The organism is Paenibacillus sp. UASWS1643, assembly GCF_008693195.1.
Lineage (GTDB): Bacteria > Bacillota > Bacilli > Paenibacillales > Paenibacillaceae > Paenibacillus > Paenibacillus amylolyticus_B.
Map to the genome: position 1 here is coordinate 1,719,226 of NZ_VXKZ01000115.1, position 20,029 is coordinate 1,739,254.

Consider the following 20,029-nt stretch of genomic DNA (forward strand, 5'->3'; position numbering starts at 1 on the left):
AACCCCCATGATAACATGAAGGTTTTTTTAAGTGTCTACTTAAAGGGGATAATACCACTTCAATGGGAATATGTTCTTGTCCCTCGACAAAAACCACCTGAAAGGGTGGCTTTTGAGTTAAACTTAAACGGTATAAACCCTCTTTTCATGTATCAATAGATGCTTACTTCCTTGGTAGCCTCATCAATTAGAGATGCAAGCTGCGTGACATAAGGCTGTCTCATCATCGTAACGTGATTTCCGGGAACATCAATAAAACGTACGTCTCTTAAGCTGTAATTGTTCCATGCCTCAAAACGCTTATCAATCTCATCTGGATGCTCCAGCGTTTTCATGACAATAATAGGGATCGACAGCTTTGTAGCTTCCAGTTCCAGCACTCTTGACATCATTACATTATGAAGCTGAATCTGTAAATATTTATTGAGGTAGTCTGCTGTCATGAAATCCTGGACAAGCTCATCCTGTTTCGCTGCTTCAATGATGGCTTGTTTAGCCTTCTCATATCCCAAAGCTTTGATTTGGTCATTAGGAAGTCCAACCATGTTCCCCATGCCTAAAACCAACAGCATCAGCTTCAATTCTTCTTCTGATAACTCTTCCCCGTCGTCTGCGCCTTGTACCAGCTCAAGAGAGGGAGTTGTATCCAAAATAATTAAGCCTCGCGGCGGCCTTCCTTGGCGTATTAATTCCTGACACATCCCGAAAGCGATATGGCCACCTACGGAATGACCACCCAGATAATCTGTTTCCGGGTCATAGGTATCGTTAATAGACTCTAAGAAACAGCTGATCATTTCCTCGTAGCTTAAATATTGGGGCACCTCATCCTCATATAGTCCGGGACTTTGCAGTCCATATACCGGGTAGTTCAACTGCTGGGCTAAATGAACATAGCCCATAACGGTACCGCCGGCAGGAGGAGCAAGGATCAATCTTGTACCTTTATTCTCTTTGGAATTCAAGTCGATAAGATAGTCCTTAGGCCCTCTCTGCCCAATCTCATCGGGCTCGCCGCTTGCTGCAATCTTTTCTGCTAAGGACATTGGGGTTGAGAACATAAATATACTTTTTGGATCAACTTTGTATCCTCTTTCCCTAAGTTGAGATACCACCTTGATGCTTAACAGCGAGTCCCCACCAAGCTCAAAGAAGGAATCCATAATCCCAATTTTGGACAAGCCCATAACCCGCTGATAGACTTCAACAATATCCTTTTCAATATGATTCGTGGGTTCCATATAGTTATCATCTAGATCTTCTACGCTGTCTGGCTCCGGCAGAGCCTTATAATCCACCTTACCGTTATTAAGCAATGGCAATTGATCTAAGAGTACAATCAAGCTTGGCACCATATACTCCGGCAAAATATGCAGCAGTTCATTTCTGAATGAACCTGCTGTCAAACCGCTGTCTTCAGGAACGGCGTACGCAACTAAATATTTATGGCCACTAAGATCACTTTTGACAACGACTACAGTATCCTTGGCCAGACCCTTGGCCAGAATTGCATTTCGAATCTCTTCAGGTTCAATACGGAAACCTCGTATTTTAACTTGATTGTCTGTTCTTCCGATGTACTCAACAAAACCTTCGCTGTTTAAGCGGACGATATCTCCAGTGCGATACAGTCTGCCCTCACCAGTAAAGGAATGAGGAAGGAATCTCTCCGCGGTCCTTGCCGGATCATTCATATATCCTCTCGCAACTCCATCGCCGCCGGTGTAAAGTTCCCCAGGAACCCCGATCGGACATAACTGCGAGTCTTGATCCAGGATGTAAATAGTGGTGTTGCTGATCGGTTTTCCGATAGGAACCGTTTGAGCATGCTCCCGTATAATCGGAAAAGTAGTTGTAAAGGTTGTATTCTCCGTGGGACCATACCCGTTTATGATAGTCAATTCAGAACAGGCCTGTTTCACTCTGTTGATATGGTTGACTGATAAGACATCTCCGCCTATGATCAGGGTATTAAGAGGTAAGAACATAGCCGGATTGTCTTGCGCCAATTGATTGAATAAGGGTGAACTGAGCCACATGACAGTAATGCTATGGTCTGATAGATGTTGAGATAATTCCAAAGCATCCAATAATACATGGTCATCCACCATATACAGCGTCGATCCGTTTAATAGAGCGCCCCATATTTCAAAAGTTGAGGCGTCAAATGTCAGAGCCCCTGTCAGTAAAATGCAATCCTTCTGATGTAATGACAACGACTGATTGTTTCGAACCAATCGGACTACATTCCGCTGTTCTACCATAACTCCTTTGGGCTTGCCGGTAGAGCCCGAAGTGTATAGAACATAAGCCAAATCTGTAGCCTGATTTACAGGTAACGGGTTGTTGATATTATCATCTTCCAACCATTGCAAACGGTCCAGAGGAATGCAATATGCAGCTTTTCCAGCGAGACTTTCGCAATCTTGCAGCGTAAGTACCACCCTTACTCCGGAGTCATTCAGCATACTTGTTATGCGTTCCGCTGGATAATCCGGATGAATAGGCATATAAGCAGCTCCAGATTTTATGATGCCCATAATACCCGCAATGGCGTTGAAAGAACGCTCAACCATAATACCCACAACCTCATCACGCTGTACTTCCAATTGGCGCAATTTATTCGCAATGATGTTAGCTCGCTGATTTAATTCAGCATAGGTCAGTTTCTGTCCATTCCAGCACAACGCTGTTTGGCCTGGAGTAGCCTTTACCTGCGCCTCAAACAGCTCATGGATACTGCGATCACGCGGATACGGATTATGGGTCTTGTTTACCTCATGAATAAGGTAAGAACGTTCAGCTTCATCAAGAAAGTCAACTTCGTTTAACTTGCGGGAAGGATTTAAGCTTAGGACTTCCAGCAAACGTTCGAAATATTTCATGAAACGCTGAATAGTTTCCAGCCGAAACAGATCGGTATTGTACTCAAAATAAACCAGCAGAGCTTCGCTTCGTTCAAAAACATGAAGTGTTAAATCAAATTTAGCTACAGTATGCTCCTGGATCATTTCCTGAATCTTCAGATCCTTTAACTGCAGCTCCAGTGGGAGATTTGCCATGCCCATCATAACTTGAAAAATAGGAGTTCGGCTGATGTCCCTTTCAGGATGAAGTTCGTCAACAAGTCTGTCAAAAGGGTATTCCTGATGCTCATAGCCCTCCAGAGCGGTTTCTTTTACCTTTTCCAAAAGATCAGTAAAACTCTCAGTTGAATCTAATTGCGTCCTGAGAGCGAGTGTGTTCACAAACATACCTATCATTTTCTCTGTAGCATGATTTCGTCCCGCAATCGGAGATCCAACAATAATATCCCGAGTTCCAGTAAGCTTGTACAACAACACCTTAAAAACGGCTAGCAGTGTCATAAACAGTGAAACACCGTGTTTTTGGCTCATGCCCTCCAGCAGACGGGTCATCTCAGGAGAGATGGTTAATAGTTTGGTATCTCCATGGTAGGTTTGCATGACGGGCCTAATGAAATCAGTTGGAAGCTCCAGAGCGGGAAGTTCCCCTGCGAGCTTGTCCAGCCAATACTTACGGCTCTTCTGATTCAGTTCAACCATCCGGTTATGCCAGGCGAAGTAATCCGTTGGATCAAGCTCTGTCTGCATAGTCTCGGGAACTTTTCCTTGAAGTAACGTTTCATAGATATCACCCAGTTCTTTCATCAGAAGACCTAATGACCAGCCATCCGAGATAATATGATGTTGTGCAACGAGAAGCATATGTCGTTGAGGTGCGATTTTTACGAGAGTAAGCTGCATCAACGGACCGTTCTCCAGATCATAGCTTTTTTCCGCCTCATGTCTCACAATGCTCTGTATGGCATCTTTTCTTTCCTTCTCTTGCATAGCCGAAACATCCAGGTAACTGTAATCGAGAGCTGCCTTCTCGGCAATTTGCTGTACAGGCGTTCCATCCACCAATACAAACGTAGCTCTCAGCCCCTGGTGACGGTTAATGATCTGCTGGAATGCCTCCTTCAGTACCTCTGGGTGTAAAACACCTTGCAGCTCCCAAGTCCCCAGAATATTGTAGTTATTGCTTTGCGAATCCATTTCAGTTAGAATGTACACTCTTTTTTGCGCATGTGACAGCTCGTAATAACGCTGTTCCGGGAGTTTCGGAATATGGATCTCTGCGCTTTGATGAGACTCGCGAGTTTCATCAATAATCGTTGCCAATTGTTTAACTACAGGATGTTTGAAAATCATCTGAACAGGAAGCTTGATGTTTAACTCTTGCTGCATTCTCGACAGCACCAAAGTTGCTTTAAGTGAATGACCTCCTAGTTCAAAAAAACTGTCATTTCGGTTAACCTGACTAATTTGCAGTATCTCTTTAAAGATGTTAACGATGGCAGCTTCCGTTGCCGACAATGGCTCTTCATCTTCAGGTAACGTTTGATAATTCCCCTGCATAAGGCTTAAACGGGCATAATCAATTGTCCCCTCTTGTGTTTCTGGCATTTCTACCAGCTCAACCAGCCTGTAATCGTCCACTGTGTGTTCAGCGAGCTTCTCCATGATGGCCCGTGAAGATCGTTCCATATCTGTAGAAGTATAATATATGATAGGCTTAATTTCGGTGCTTTGGCTATAGCTCATCCCACTTCTGATTTCCTGGTGATTGCGATCCAGACCTACCAAGACAAGTGGAGTGCTGGCTGTAAGTCCGTATAGCAAGGAATGAATGCCCTGCTCCCGGGACAATGGAAGAAACCCACGACTTGAAGTGGCCTGGGTAGCCAGATTATTACGGCTCATGCCTAAGTTTTCCCATTGACTCCAGGCGAAACAGTAAGTATTGGGATAGCCGTTATTCGCCCTATAGATACTAAACTGATCAACAAAACTGTTGGCTGCAGCATATGCACTAAATGACGAAGCACCGAAATAGCCATTTACAGAAGAGAAAAGTATCAGGGAAGCCTCTGGATTATCAAAGAGCGCCTCATGCAATGCTAACGTTCCGCTTACCTTTGCTGTAAACATACGCTCGTAGATGCTTGTATCCGTTGCATGAACAAAACGTTCCTCGAAACTTCTCCAGTGTTCCTCTAAATTTCCCTCACCCGCCAAATGTAGTGCGCCTGCTAGTGGCTTATTCCATTGTGCCTGGCCTTGAGCAATCGCGTTTTTTAGAAAATCAGCATCTGTCAAATCACCGTGCAGATAGAGAAAATCCACGTTGTTTTTCTCTAAATCCTTGTAGGCCTTTAATCTGAGGAGTGCCTGTTCGCTGGTAGCGCTACTCTTCCCGTGCTGCTTTTCGTCCTCCAGATTTGTTCGGCCTACTACAATAAATTTGATATTGAGCCGCTCAGCTAACTCTTTAATTACTTCAGTACCTATGCCACCTAGCCCGCCGGTTATCAGGTACACGCCTTCTGCCTGGAGATTGACTGTTTGCTTGCCGCTCTGCTGGATATCCATTGGAACAAGCTGAGGCAGCAGCCTCCTGTTTTGACGGTAAGCGACTTCGTTTTGGGGCTTTACGTTTTTAAGTTCTTCGATCAGACCGCTATATTCCTTATCCTTGCAATCAAAGTCCAAATGGCTACAGGACAGCCAAGGATTCTCCAATACAGCACTCTTCAGGAAACCTTGGATAGGTACATCACCGTAATTCAGCGACGGCTCGTCCATGCATTGCTGGCTGTTTTTAGTCACAACATAGAGCTGAATTTTCTCAGGTTTTACTTTATGCAATGTCTGCATGAGAGATAGCAATCCAAACAGGCCTCTACGTTGAAAAGATTTCATTTCGGCTCCCGATAACATTTCACCGTCAAACCGGGAATTGGAGATATACAGAATATCAGTAGGTAGCGGGCTAAACGGGGTAAGCTCTTCTGGATGAGCAGACAGCAATACTTGTCCACCTTGAGACAAAATCGCATTAGCCAGAAAACGGTTATCCCCATCATCAACAATCCAAAATGATCGGCCTGATAAATCGGGAGCAGTTGCAGATGGTTGGACATGACTCCACTTCTTTTCAAAGAACCAGTTAGGCACCGTTCGGTCATTTTTCTCGAATACATCCACTTCCCGCTGGATCCCACTGAATTCTCCGGCCAGAAACTGTGACGCAAGCTTGGAACGCTGTATTTTACCTATGTTAGTCTTTGGAATGTCATTCTTTGTCACAGGGAGGATAAAATCAATCTTTAAGCCTAAAGCATCACTTAACTTCTTCCGTACTGTGCGAACCTGACTTAGGATCTCTTCACGATGCTCTAGCTCTGAGACAAAAAATACTGCAATTTTATCTGTGTCGCTGTTTTGACCCCGTATGGCACAAACTGCGGTAAAAGAGAGTGCGATTCCATCTATTTCCTCAACCAGCCCCTCTAGTTCCACATTGCTGTAGTTGACTCCATTAATTATTAGCAGATCTTTTAAGCGTCCTGTAATGGTCAGAGAGCCGTTCCAAATGAAACCCTGATCACCAGTATTAAACCAGCCATCTGGAGTAAAGGCTTTTTCATTTTCCTCTGGATTATTGTAATAACCTGGAGTCGTGGTGAGACCTCGGATTTGAATTCTGCCAATTTCCCCTTCATGAATCAGCTCATTCTTCGAGTTTACAATTCTTGCATCAACTCCTGGAATTGGCTGACCAAGCTCGGTAAAGGTTATGCCGTCTTCCATCCGGTTTGACAATCTAAACGTTCCGGTTAACGCATCAGTTTCAAGTACACGTATACCTGTAAAGGGTTCTGCGTCAAAAGTATTAGAGTAGATAACCCCCGAGCATGTTTCAGACATCCCCCATGTGGGGAACATGGCATTTGAACGCAGCCGGAAAGGTTGAAGCTTGTTCAGAAACAGTTTGCAGCTTTTGGCGGTGATCGCCTCACCGGCATTGAGAATAAATCTCATGGTGGAAAAATCCCATGTTCTGTTCACGGTTTGTTCTAATCTCTCGGCAACCAGAGAATAGGCAAAATTAGGCGCCCAGGTTAGCGTAGCCTTATACCGATCCATAAGGTCAAGCCAATGTAAGGGCTCTGCCAAAATAAAGTTAGTCTGTACTTGCACTTGCGTACAGCCTACGTAAATTTCCTTGATGTGAAACATCACGATTCCGCCTACATGTTCCAAAGGCATCCAGTTTAAAGAAACATCTTCTGCATTAAACCGGTTTAAGAGAGTGGTTCCTCGCTCCCGGCTAATAATGGTTTGGTGTGTTTGCAACACGCCTTTGGGTGAACCTGTGCTTCCAGATGTAAACAAAATGATTGCGAGATCTTCTGGAGTAGCACGATGAGTGATTTCTGAAGCGGGATATCCATGCAGTTCTTCCAGCTTCAGAAGTTTTAACGATTGGCCAGCACTTGAAAGCAGGCCTCTAACCTCATCAAAACGATTATTATTTGTTATGATATATGGCTGATCCAATGTATTTATAATGTAGCTGAGCGTGTTCAATTCCGTACCTGATTGTGCAAACGAACGCGGCACCGTAACGGGAACAGGAACAAATCCTCCTAATATGCAGGCCCAAAAAGCGAGAACGAAGTCCTTTTTTTCTTCCAACTGGAAGATGACCTTATCCTGTGGCTTCAAGCCATGTTTCTCTAGTCCCGTTAATATCTCTCTAGCCTGCTGAAGCAAAGCGGAGTATGACTGATATTGGTTTTGCCCCTCATCATTAATATAGTGAATTCCATGCTCAGGATAGTTCCGGGCAGCTTTCTCTAGTACATCCGTTAAGGTTGCAGGCTCATCGGATGAATACGTTGGAGTACCTCCATGAATAATGGCTAGCGGTCCGGTTCTCATCTCTGTGTTAGTACGTTCCTCGAATACCTTTCCTTGCGGCAAGGATGGCTCCTTCTTTGTATATCCAATATGGATTAAATCATCGATATGAACATGTTCGATCTCCGGAAGTATTTCTTCTGCAACAATTGCGGCTTGGCCAATATCAGGAAGCGACTGAATAGTCGCCTCCCAATGGAGTAATTCTGCATTTTTTTCAGCGTATAAAAAGAGTGTTTCTTTGTCGATCTTGCCTTCTGGTAAAAGAGGAAAAGAGGATATCTGAATACAAACAACATTATCGCTGCCTTCAGGAAGATTGATTTCGGACCGAAGTTTCCGGCAGTCCAACCTGTCTTGACTTGATACAAAAGCAACCAAACGTAAGTCGGAGGAATCCCCTTTAACAGCCACAATAGAACATTGCATTACTGCCGGATGCTTGCTCCATTCCTTTTCCAATTGCGAAAGATCCACTCGTTTGCCATTAATTCTTACCAGGTTCATCACACGACTGTTGGAATAATTCATTAAATGTACCTCTCTCCCTATACCAGATCTAGTATTTTTATCGTGCCATTCCCTTGCCACATTCCGATATCACCAGTCTTATACAATCGCTTACCACTGGTAGGCGCCAGAAAATCCTTTACTTCATGCTCTGTCATCCATTCCGCCCAGCTTCCGCAATCCCGGTACAGATTATCACTGGCTACGCATATTTCTCCTGGAACCCCTATTGGGACGGGCTGCTGCCATCGATCAAGTATATACACCTCTGTGCTGATTTCGGGATCGTTAACACCCTTATAAATTTCTTCCTGGTCCTCATATAACACTTCCACTTTAACAGTCTTGGCCAAATGCCGAAGAATGGTTTCGCTCTCCTCCGTGGACAGGATCGAGATATTCGCTATGGCCTTATCAGAGCCCATAACTAGAGACCTCAGTAGACTTTGAAAATGATAGGACATTCGTTCTATGGATTCTTGCTCCCACAAAGCACGGTTGTAGTAAACTTCTAACAAAATGGTTTTATCCCGTGGTGCTATCTCCACAATAAGGTCATAATTAATGTCAACTGAGCCTTGCACATGATTAAGCTTCAGTACTCTATTTGAATTAGTCATGTCAGCATCTACAGGATAGTTCTGGTATATCAGTAAAGAGTGGAACAAAGCCTCTCCAAACGGGATGTTACTGACTTCCTGAATATCTGGCAATAAGCTGTACTCATATTCCTTAATGTCTAAGGTGGACGTTTGAAGGTTCTCCAGCAGCTCAGTAGTTGTAGTGCATTGTGCTAAATTAACCCTTAGCGGCAGGGAATTGATAAAGAGACCGATCATCTTTTCTACATCCGGAAGCGTATGCGGTCTCCCTGAGACGGTACAACCGAATAATACGTCTTCTTTGCCAGTGTATCGGCTTAAAAGCAATCCCCAAGCAGCTTGAAGCAAAGTATTCAGCGTGAAAGGTTGCTCTTTGATGAATTTTTGAATAAGTTCAGTAGTTTCAGCCTGAATTGTGCAGGTATATTTAGTGATATCTCTACTCTGCGCTGAAGATTCTCTATCACTGTTCGGTGAAACCCCTGGCAGCGGAGTTGCCACTTTTATGCCCTTAAGGTATTCCTTCCAAAATCCCTTTGCCTTGTGTTGGTCTTGAGTCAAATACCACTGAATGTACTCCTTATAGTGGGGCACATGTGATAGTCCGATCTTCCGTTTGTTATAGAGAGCATCATATATGCCGAGAAGTTCGCTAAGTAAGGCAAATACACTCCATCCGTCTAGGGCGATATGATGAAAGCTGCATATCAACTGATTTTTATTCTGATCAGATGTATTGCTCAAAAGCATGATCCGTACGGGTGCCTCATTTTCCAAATTAAAGGCTCTGTTCGTAAAAGCGTGAATTATTTGCTCACGTTCTTCTTCTCCATCAACAAGTCTATATTCAACAGGGTGACTAAGGCTTTTAAGTACAAGCTGAACAGGCTCTGTTCTACCCTCCCATAGATAAGTTGTCCGCAGAATAGGATGCCTGTCCGCAATTTCCTCCCATGCTTTTTGCATCAAGGAAGGGACAAGCCGGCCATTCAAGTAGGCATATATTCTGCCGCTGTAAGAAGATGACATCTCATCCGACAGCGCATGATATAACATCCCCTGTTGCATTGGAGAGAGTGGATACGCATCCTCGGTTGATGCAGGAAGATTGGAAAGCTCATATGAGGATAGGCCTATTAATGGAAAATCCGAAGCCGTAAACTCTCTGGGAGCCTCATTCACACAATGATTGTAAATAGCCATGATCTCCTGCTCTATAGACAATGCTAGTGCCGCGGCCATTCCGTGCTTCACCATAGCCTTTGTCACAGAGATATGAACAATGAGTTCCTCATGAATGACCATGCTGTTCAATTCCAGCAAGTAAGAACGTTTGGCAGCAGGGCTATGGAAGTCCCCGTTAGATGCACTTGCCAGCTCCATATTCATGGAGGAATTTCCATCTACCTGACCGAGATAATTAAAGAGTACAGAAGGCTGTTTGCCAGCACGAAGCTCTGCATCCTTGGTTAAATATTTTAGGATTCCATATCCAATACCTTTGTTTGGGACAGCCCGAAGAGTCTCTTTGACCCCTTTGATTTGCTCACTGATTGTCTCGCTATACTCTTCCAGCACAACCGGGTAAGCACTTGTGAACCAACCTACGGTTCTGGTAACATCCAGATCCTTCATAATGTTCTCACGGCCGTGACCCTCCAGCATAACGGATAAGGTGTCACTACCGATGCAAGCTTTGGTTGCCCGATAGAGAGCGGTTAGCAGCAAGTCGTTAATATCCGTATTGTAAGGGTAGTTGGCAGCCCTAAGCAGATGGTCAGTGCAAACCTTATTAATCACAATAGGAATAAGGATACTATCATTTTCCATACCCGGGTCCTGGAACAAATCTTCCGCAAAACAACTGATATTTAGAGCCGTTTTCTTCCAATAAGGCAGCTCAGCCTGTATTTCTGTACCTTGAGCATAGTTATGCTGTGCTTCAGCCCATTCCTTGAATGACGTTGTTTTGGCCATGAGCTCAGCCTGTTTATTATTCATCTGTGCATCCAGCAAAAGTTGTAGGTCTTCAGCAATGATTCTCCAGGATACACCATCAACAATTAAATGATGGATCGCCAGCAGAAGTTTTTGCGTTCCGTCATGACATTTAAACAGCACAGGTGCGATCAAAAGCCCGGTATCCCATTTCATTGATCTTTGGGCAAGGTTGGATTCTTCCAGAATAACTGCGTTTTGTGCTTCCAAGGACATTCCCGTACAGTCCACCGTATGAATGGATATGTCATGGATCATTGGCTGGTTGATTTGTTGAATATCCCCGGTGCCACCGAAAAATTGAATTCTTAGTCCATCATGGTGATTTATAACGCCTAACAGGGCTTTTTTGATCATATGCTCTGGATATGGGACTGAAAACGAGAAGAAAGCAGGTAAATTCCAATGTTCAGCATTAGTGAAATTTTCCTTGAAGAACCACTGCTGAATAGGCGTAAGCTTAATTTCTCCAGTCACTTCAATTTGAGATTGGACCCTATTTAGACTTGACTTAGTTATTTTTCGACCAAGCAGTGCAAGTGTTTTGTTCAGATAGACGGCTTTCGGTTCAAGCTGGTAACCTTGCTTGCGTAACCGCGAGATCATCTGAATGATAGCGATAGAATCGCCACCCAGCTTAAAAAAATCATCTGTTCTGCCGACACAGGTTACTCCCAGTAACTCTTCCCAAACTGCTGCCAGCACCCGTTCTGCCTCGTTAGCGGGTTCGACATAATTCTCACTGTCCTTCATTACATTAGCTTTCGGTTGTGGCAGAGCTTTTCTGTCTATTTTCCCGCTAGCATTGATAGGCAAACTTTCCAGCGTAATGAAGAAGTGGGGAATCATATATTCAGGTAGCCGACCTCTCAGATACTCAGACCAATCCATGCTTATCTCCCGTGACAGCACAAGATAAGCAGCAAGACGTTTGTTTCCGTGAGAATCACTTATCGCATTTACTACGCATTCCTGGATCTCTTCATGCTGAAGAATCGTTGTTTCAATCTCGCTTAGCTCAATCCGGATCCCCCTGATTTTCACTTGATGGTCTATACGGCCTAAGTATTCAATCTGACCATCTTCATTCCATCGTGCTAAATCCCCGGTACGATATAACTTACTTCCAGTCTTAAGTGGGTGGTCCGTGAACTTTTCCCTGCTTAACTTTTCATTATTAATGTAGCCTCTCGCCAGTCCCGCCCCGCCAATACACAATTCTCCAATAACACCCACAGGCTGTAGTTGATTACAGGAGTTCACGATTAAGATGCCAATATTACGCATGGGTGATCCTATCGGAACCAGTCCTGACTCTTGCGTATTGTTTAAAGAATATCGGGTAGCATAAATTGTCGATTCTGTAGGGCCATAAATATTTTCCAGTCGCGCCTTGTCTGTCATGCTATAGAACTGCCGGACGGTATCTCGGGAGATTGCCTCTCCTGCAGCAAATACATATTTTAGAGAGCATAGCTGGCTGTATTCTGCAGTCTCTAGGGAGTTCATAAATGCATTAAGCATGGAAGGTACAAAATTAATGTGTGTAATCCCGTACTTATATATGGCTTTAAGAATAGAAAGAGGTTCCTTCTCCTCTCCTTGATTGAGAATGACCAGGCGCCCTCCCCCATGAAACCATCCGAACAATTCCGCAACAGACACATCGAAGGTTACAGGTGTTTTGAACAAATAAGCATCCGTCTTCTTCAGGGGATACTTCTCCTGAAGGTCAATAATGATGTTCGCAACACTTGAATGCTCAATCATTACTCCTTTGGGTTTACCGGTAGTGCCAGATGTGTAAATAACATATGCTAATTGCTTGGAATCGGGGCTCAGCTGTAAATTCTCACCATCGCCTGCATAAATCCCCGGACTGTCAAGATCTACGACCTCTGCAACTGCGCATACCAGGTCAGCCAGGCTATTCTGAACCAAAACCTTCCGAGCACGGCTGTCATCAATCATGTAGTGGATACGCTCCGCAGGAAAAGCAGGATCAATTGGCATATAAGCGCATCCGGCTTTGAGCACAGCCAAAATACCAACAATCATCATGAAGGATCGCTCTGTCAAAATGCCGACGACTTCTTCTTGTTCCAAACCTTGCTGCAGCAAAAACAATGCAAGTTTGTTGGACCGCTCATTCAATTCACTGTAGGTCATCCGCTCGCCATCGTGTACTAATGCATAAGAATCAGGCGTTTCTTTCACCGCTCGTTCAAATAACGAAACCAGTGTTTCTCCGTGGGCAGCTTCCTGCATGACTAACGGTGTTTGCCAATCTTCAAGAATCTGCAGTCGCTCTTCATGAGTAATGATCTCATAAGAATCGACTGGTCTGGAAGGAGTGGATACCGCCCCCTCCAGAAGTGTTCTGTAATGGTTCAGCATCCTCTGCATTGAAGATTGAACATAAAGATCGGTACTGTACTCCAAAATAACCTTCAATTCGCCTTGATCTTCAAAAACCTGCATGGACAAATCAAATTTGGAGGTCTCATTGTAATAAATATCCGCTTCCATTCGTGCATCTGCATGGGATACCGGCTCCATAGGTGCATTTTGCAGAACAAACATAGTTTGAAATAACGGATGTCTGGATGGATCGCGCTCGACATTTAAGTGCTCTATAATTTCTTCAAACTGAATATCCTGATTCTTTTGTGCATCCAGCACCGTTGATTTCACTTTTTTTAGAAATTCACGGAATGTTCCTCTGCAGGTTAGCCTTAAAGGCAGTGTATTCGTGAAAAAACCAATAAGCGGTTCTAACTCTCTGCGATTCCGGTTGGCAAACAAGGAGCCAAGCAAGAGTTCATCTTGGTTGGAATAACGCTTAAGGAGAGTTGCGAATCCTGTCAATAAAACCATGTAAAGGGTGGCTCCTTCTTCCTGTGCCATCCTTTTTAAATCAGCTGTCAGGTTCTTGCTGATCTGAAGCACCTCTACTGTACCGCGATAGGTTTGGATATCAGGACGGGGCTTGTCCGTCGGCAAGTCCAGAACCGGAAGCTGGCCCTCCAATTGCTTTTCCCAGTAAATCATCTGCTGGTGATGCTCATCACTTTGAAACCAGTTCTCTTGCCAAAGTGCAAAATCGGAATATTGAATCTCCAATTCTTCTTCCGGGAGAGGGTGTCCGTCCAGCAGGGTGAAGTAATAATGAGAGAATTCGTTAAGCAATACGCCAACGGACCATCCATCGGAAATAATGTGATGAATGGAGACAATCAGAGTACATTGATCTTCTCCTGTTCTAAGAATCTGAAATCTGCAAACCGGACCATTTACCAGATCAAACGGATTCATAGACTCCTCTCTTATAAGAGTTTCCACAGTCTCTTTCAGTAGATTCTCTTTCAGTGAAGTGAGGTCACGGATTACATGCTCAATAGGTGATATACCTTGAATAATCTGAACAGGTTCATCTTCAAGAACGTCAAAGGTTGTTCTCAACGTTTCATGCCGCCGAATAACTTCTTGGAATGCCTGCTCTAAATATTTTATGTGAATACGGCCTTTTATTTGAATTAATACAGTATTGTTGTAGAAGGGATTTTCCGGTTCGAGTTCGTATAAAACCCATTGCCGTTTCTGTGCAGAAGACATGGGAACCTTTGAACCGTGAACTCTGGACACGATAGGTTCTCCCATGCTTTTTTCTTCTTTAAACAGTCTTTCATTCAATACATCAGATAACTTCTTCAATTCAGGGAAGTTAAATAAGTCTTCAAGCTCTACCTGAGCATTAATTTCGCTGCGCAACATCGAGACCAATTGAGTCGCTTGTAATGAATTCCCGCCCAGTTCAAAAAAATGATCATCAGTTGTGATACGGGAAGCTCTGAGAATTTTCTTCCAGCACGTGATAAGGGTTTGGTCCAAATGATTTCTAGGGCTGCTTTCCGCTGCTTTAGCTGGCGCAGAAAGCTCAGCGAGCATTCCTAGATCAACCTCTCCAAATTCATCAAGAGGCATCTGTTCCATCAGCTTCAGTTCAATTAGAGCGGCTTTCGTCTCCGTGGATGCTGCAGCTATTTCTGTAAAAACATCGTTAACCTCATCAAGCTGGTTCAGTTCAGCCGTTGCTTGAATAAATATCGTTATTCGATGGATAGGTGTGATCTCTGCATGGCTTAATTCCTGGATTTCTTTCTTAGCACCATTCAGACCAATAAATTGTAGAGGTTCCCCAGACCTCAACCCAGCCCATAAGGACAAAATCCCATTCTGTTTGTTAATAGGACTGTACCCTCTGCTGCCTAATTGGTTTTTAATGATTAAGCCGCTTCCCATACCGAGTTCATCCCACAGGCTCCAGGAAAAGCAGTAAGCCTGCATAAGAGGAGATTGATTCTGATAAGTTGCAAAGATTTCCATGAATTGATTGGCAGAGCAATATGCTCCTACTGTCATCCCGGAATGTAAGGTTCTTGCCGATGACGACGAAATAAACAGGATATCTTTCTTATCCTTAACAAGTTGGTGCAGGACCCAAGTACCGTAAACCTTGGCTTCATACATTTCATGCAACTGCTCCTGGGTCTGGTCTTCCATGAGGTATTCCTGAATAATACCTGCAAAATGAATAACGCCACTTAAAGATTGCTGTTGCTCTGCTTCAAATTGGGCAATCAGGTTGGATATTCGATTGTAATCTGTCAGAGGAGCTGTCTCATATCGGATCGTTCCACCAGCTGCTTCTTTATTTTTCAATCGCTCGAAAGTTTCTCTTTTCTGAGCAACATTCAATGGCGTCCTGCCGATAACCAAAATGTGAGCTGCATATTGCTCCAGAAGCTGCTCGCATACAAGCGTGCCTATTCCGCCTAATCCACCAGTCACTATGTATAATCCGTGCTTCTTCAAAGGAGTTTGGCGACTCGCTGTAGTAAGCATATCCATCTTTTCGATGACAGGAACCAATCGGCAGTGATTTCTGTAGGCAACAACCCGATATTGATCCTGTGCAACATATTCTCTGTTCAAAATTTTCACTAATTCAAAATTTTCATTACCTGCTATATCTATTTGCTTAGAATAAATATGGGGCAATTCATGGGGAATAGTTTTAATTAAGCCTGGGATGGTTGCCTGTTCATAATGAACAGCCTCATTCTCTAATGCCCCTAATGCCTGGAAGGTCACCATGAAAAGATGAATATCTCGATCAGCGCATCTCTTCAGCGCTTTGGTTAAATACAGCAGACTAATACTTGCATCTAGTTGAGCTTCTTTCATGTCATGGACCGAGCTAATCTCTTTCCCCGGACCCATGTTCCACAAATGAACTACGCACTCCACCCACAAGGCTTCTTCCGCTAAGCATTCCATAAGATTTTGATAATCGTCCGGATTAGTAGGACTGATATAATAATGCCTGGAATCGATTTTGTGGAATTGCTCACCTTTCAAAACAAGTATCCCTTCCTGAAGTTCTAAAGGTGTTTCTTCTAGCGACTTGGCAAAAACAACTGTATTCATGGCATTAATTCCGCTATTTTCCGTTTCATCAAGTTCGCAGCTTATCCACTTCTGTTTATAGCTCCAGTCCGGAAGCGTATGTTCATTTCCTAGCAATATATCGATTTGTTTTTTGATCGGAACGAAATCACCGTTTTTATACTTTTGAATCAGCTCATTACGTTGAATTTTCCCACTGTTGGTTTTAGGAAACTCTTCCTTAGATACGGGTATGATGATCGCGGGATAGAGACCGAATTTTCTGCTGACGTCATTTTTGATTTTGTCTATCATGTGCGGCAGACGGCAACCCGAATGTTCATCCGGTACAAAAAATATTGCGAGTTGGTCCACATTCTGATCATCCGGAATGGCACATGCGGCTACATAGGTAACCTCAATTCCGTCAATCTCCTCAATAGCTGCTTCAATATCGTAGTTATAATGATTGTTTCCGTTTATGATGATAACGTCCTTTGCCCTGCCGGTAACCGTAAGTCTCCCGTCAATCAAAAATCCCAAGTCTCCAGTTTCAAACCACCCATCAATAAAAGATTCTTGATTAGCTTCGTCATTTTTGTAATATCCATTCATAACGGAAGGACTTTTAACTTGCAAACGGCCAATATTCCCCTCATTCAGAATGGCGTTAGCACTGTCAACAATTCGTAATGCTACACCTGGAATCGGCTCACCTGATTCTGTGAACACGACATGATTCGGATCATCGGCAGAAACGTGTCTTATGGTATGATTCAGCGAGTTTTTGTCTATGTAATGGATCCCTGAAGAAGTATCTCGCTTTAGCAGATGGGATTCAACAATGCCTGATGAAGTTTCAGACATTCCGTAAGCTGGAACAAGCGCGTTGGATGGAAGATGAAATGGCTTTAACAGATTGAGAAAACGGTGTGCCACCTTACCTACAACAGCTTCTCCCCCGTTCAACACATAGCGCATCGAAGACAAGTCCCATTTTCGTTCTCCAGCTGCCGCTACTGCATCATTTAACATGGAAAAGGCAAAGTTTGGTGCCCAAGTCAACGTTGCTTTATAATAATCTATCCAGTCCAACCAGATTAATGGGTTATTCACAACACTGTCTATGTGGCCTATGACTTGTTGACAGCCCAAGTAAACATCTCTTACGTGAAACATTACAATACCGCCCACGTGATCCAGGGGCATCCAGTTAAGCGAAATATCCTGATGATTAAACTGATTGTGTACGGAAGTAGCAATTGATCTCCAAATAATCGAGCTGTTACGATGCTGTACACATTTAGGCTTACCGGTACTTCCAGAAGTAAGCAGGTTGAGAACAAAGCTGTCCTCTGTTGCTTCAAACCAATTTGTGTCAGGCGTCTCTGACTTTATCTTTTCATAACAGGCGACTCGCACTTCACTTTCATTCCAGAGAGCTTCAAGGCCTGCCAGCTTGGCTTCAAGTTCAAGCTCAGATAAAATGACAGGATGACCCAACAAACTCCATGAATTATAAATTTTAGTCAGCAAGGCGTTCATCTCGGAATAAATAGGGGCTATAGCAATCGGAGTTGGCAAAAATCCGCCTAATATACATGCCCAGAAGGAAATAATAATCTTTTTGTTGTCTCTAAACTGGAAGATCACAGAGTCTCCAGGCTGCAGGGCAAGCCTTTTCAATCCTGTCAGAAGACACTGGGCTTCATGGAAAAGTTCGGTATAACTACAGAAGCTCTCTCCTCCATCCTTATCTAAAAAGGTAATTCCTTGAGTTCCATGCTGCTCAGCCGCATTTTTCAACAACTGCTGCAAGGTTTTAGGAGAGTTAGGCTCCGTGTTCAGAGGAGCCCCATAACTTATTGCTGATTTTTGTAGATTAATGGCTTCTTGCTCAATAACCGAAGCCTTTGGAAGAATGTTGTCTGGAATGTAAGGAGTGCGTATCGTTTCTATACTGCCATCGGGGAAAAGATCGTTCAAATGTAAGGGGGGAATCGAGTTTTCAGCTTCAGTTACGATGATTCCAGATTTCTTGATCAAGGGAATACTCTGAATCGCTTTTTCCAGTTCCTGGACAACCGTTTGTATCTCTTCATTAATGGAAGAATTCATTGTTCACCTCGCTATAATATTAGTCAATGCTCAACCTTTATACTGGAATGAATAATATGAATTACCTGAGATAAATGCTCATCAATAAAAAAATGTCCACCTTTAAAAGAAATTACAGCACAGGTGTTCGTAGTGTGCATCTCCCATGCTTTAACTTCCTCCTCTGTCATATAATCATGGCTGCCGTTTAAAATCGTTATCGGGCAATTCATTCTGTACCGATCAGCAATGAATTGGTAGGTCTCAACCATACGGAAATCAGCCCGAATTACAGGCAAAAACATCTTGATGAGCTCATGATTATTGAGAAATTCCTGTGTAACCCCATTGTATTCTTTTAACTTCTCCAAAAGTTGCTCATCCGGCAGCCCATGGATTTTTTCCCTACGGGTCATAAACAGGTTAATATGTGGAGCCTGTTTACCTGAAAAAAACATATGTCTAGGAAGAGCCTTCTGGTTAAAATGCAGTTTCTGATACAATTCAAAACCAAATAATGCCCCCATACTATGGCCAAAAATAGCGTAGGGCTCCTCTGTGTCGAGTTCTCTCAATAAGTGGTTGTAAAGATCATCTACCGCATCTTGAAAGTTTCGGTGTAGAGGTTCTTCAAACCGTGCTCCCCGGCCCGAGAGTTCCAACGGGACCAATTTAATATCTTGATCCAAATGTCTCCTCCACTTTAAATAGTAAGTTGCAGAACCTCCTGCATACGGTATACAGAATAATTTCAACTGTCTTCTCTCCCCGTTCACAAATGAATTGATTCAATCACAAAGACAAATCCCTTTTTTGGAATATAAAGGATGCAGCTGTAAAAAAAATAACGGATACAACAATGAGCATAAGGCTTATGCTTACCGTATTATACGTTCCTTGCATAATTCTCTCAGGCTGATACAAAGTGAATATGGTAAAATATTTGATCCATGACAGTTTATCAGACAATTTGCTGGCCATATCAAGTCCATAGAATAATAGCGTAACCCCAAAACCTGCTCCGAGCGCTGTCTTCTCTTCATTGTAAATACAGGAGAACAAAAAAGAATAAGATCCAATTACAAGAAATATCAGCATGACTATAATATTTAATTCAGTAAAAACACCTAAATCAAATGAATCGTTATTAACGAATGAAAGCACTCCAAAATACCCTCCAAGATAGGTGAGTAGACACAATACAATAAGCCCTGTTATAAGAACTAATGCTTGTGTATTAATCACCTTTCTTCTCGTTACTGGAGTTGATAATAGATATGCCATTGATCCTCGATCCACAAATCTGCTGACTAATTGGCAAGCCGTCAGAATTGTGTAGGCCATCAGTATATACAAGTAAAGAGAATTATAAAAATTCATAGCCATGTATTCCACTGCATTGGTCAAATTTCCCTGGATTCCGAATGCCTCCATTAGACTTGGGGGCAAGCTGTTGATAACGTCATTGAATTGCTGCGAATCGGACAGCAATGGAAAACTCATAACGAGTAAGTACAAGCAGAGAAAGCTGGAGAAAGCACAAGTAAAGAGAAACTTCCCGTGCCCTTTAATCATCGCTTTATATAGGGAGAAGTTCATGAC

4 protein-coding genes are annotated in these 20,029 nt (G+C 43.3%); all 4 read right to left on the reverse strand.

Annotated elements, in window-relative coordinates:
* Positions 1-152 precede the first annotated feature (152 nt).
* The 4 genes from FE296_RS31730 to FE296_RS31745 are packed head-to-tail and all read right to left on the reverse strand — an operon-like array spanning position 153 to position 20,026.
* Complete coding sequence (locus FE296_RS31730) at positions 153-8,303, reverse strand: non-ribosomal peptide synthetase (RefSeq protein ID WP_150367616.1); 8,151 nt, start codon at positions 8,301-8,303, stop codon at positions 153-155.
* 17 nt (positions 8,304-8,320) lie between these two features.
* Positions 8,321-18,448, reverse strand: coding sequence for a non-ribosomal peptide synthetase (locus FE296_RS31735; protein WP_150367617.1), 10,128 nt, complete (start codon positions 18,446-18,448; stop codon positions 8,321-8,323).
* 23 nt (positions 18,449-18,471) lie between these two features.
* The gene (locus FE296_RS31740; protein WP_223869117.1) at positions 18,472-19,203 is read right to left on the reverse strand and encodes a thioesterase II family protein; all 732 of its coding nucleotides are present in this window, start codon (positions 19,201-19,203) and stop codon (positions 18,472-18,474) included.
* Between the two features lie 16 nt (positions 19,204-19,219).
* Entirely contained in the window at positions 19,220-20,026 is an 807-nt protein-coding gene (locus tag FE296_RS31745; protein WP_150367619.1) for an ABC transporter permease subunit, read from the reverse strand.
* Positions 20,027-20,029: the final 3 nt, after the last annotated feature.

What these genes read in the sequence shown, in the direction of transcription:
- FE296_RS31730 (WP_150367616.1), bottom strand. Translation starts at nt 8,303, where the DNA reads ATGAATTATTCCAACAGTCGTGTGATGAACCTGGTAAGAATTAATGGC.
- FE296_RS31735 (WP_150367617.1), bottom strand. Translation starts at nt 18,448, where the DNA reads ATGAATTCTTCCATTAATGAAGAGATACAAACGGTTGTCCAGGAACTG.
- FE296_RS31745 (WP_150367619.1), bottom strand. Translation starts at nt 20,026, where the DNA reads ATGAACTTCTCCCTATATAAAGCGATGATTAAAGGGCACGGGAAGTTT.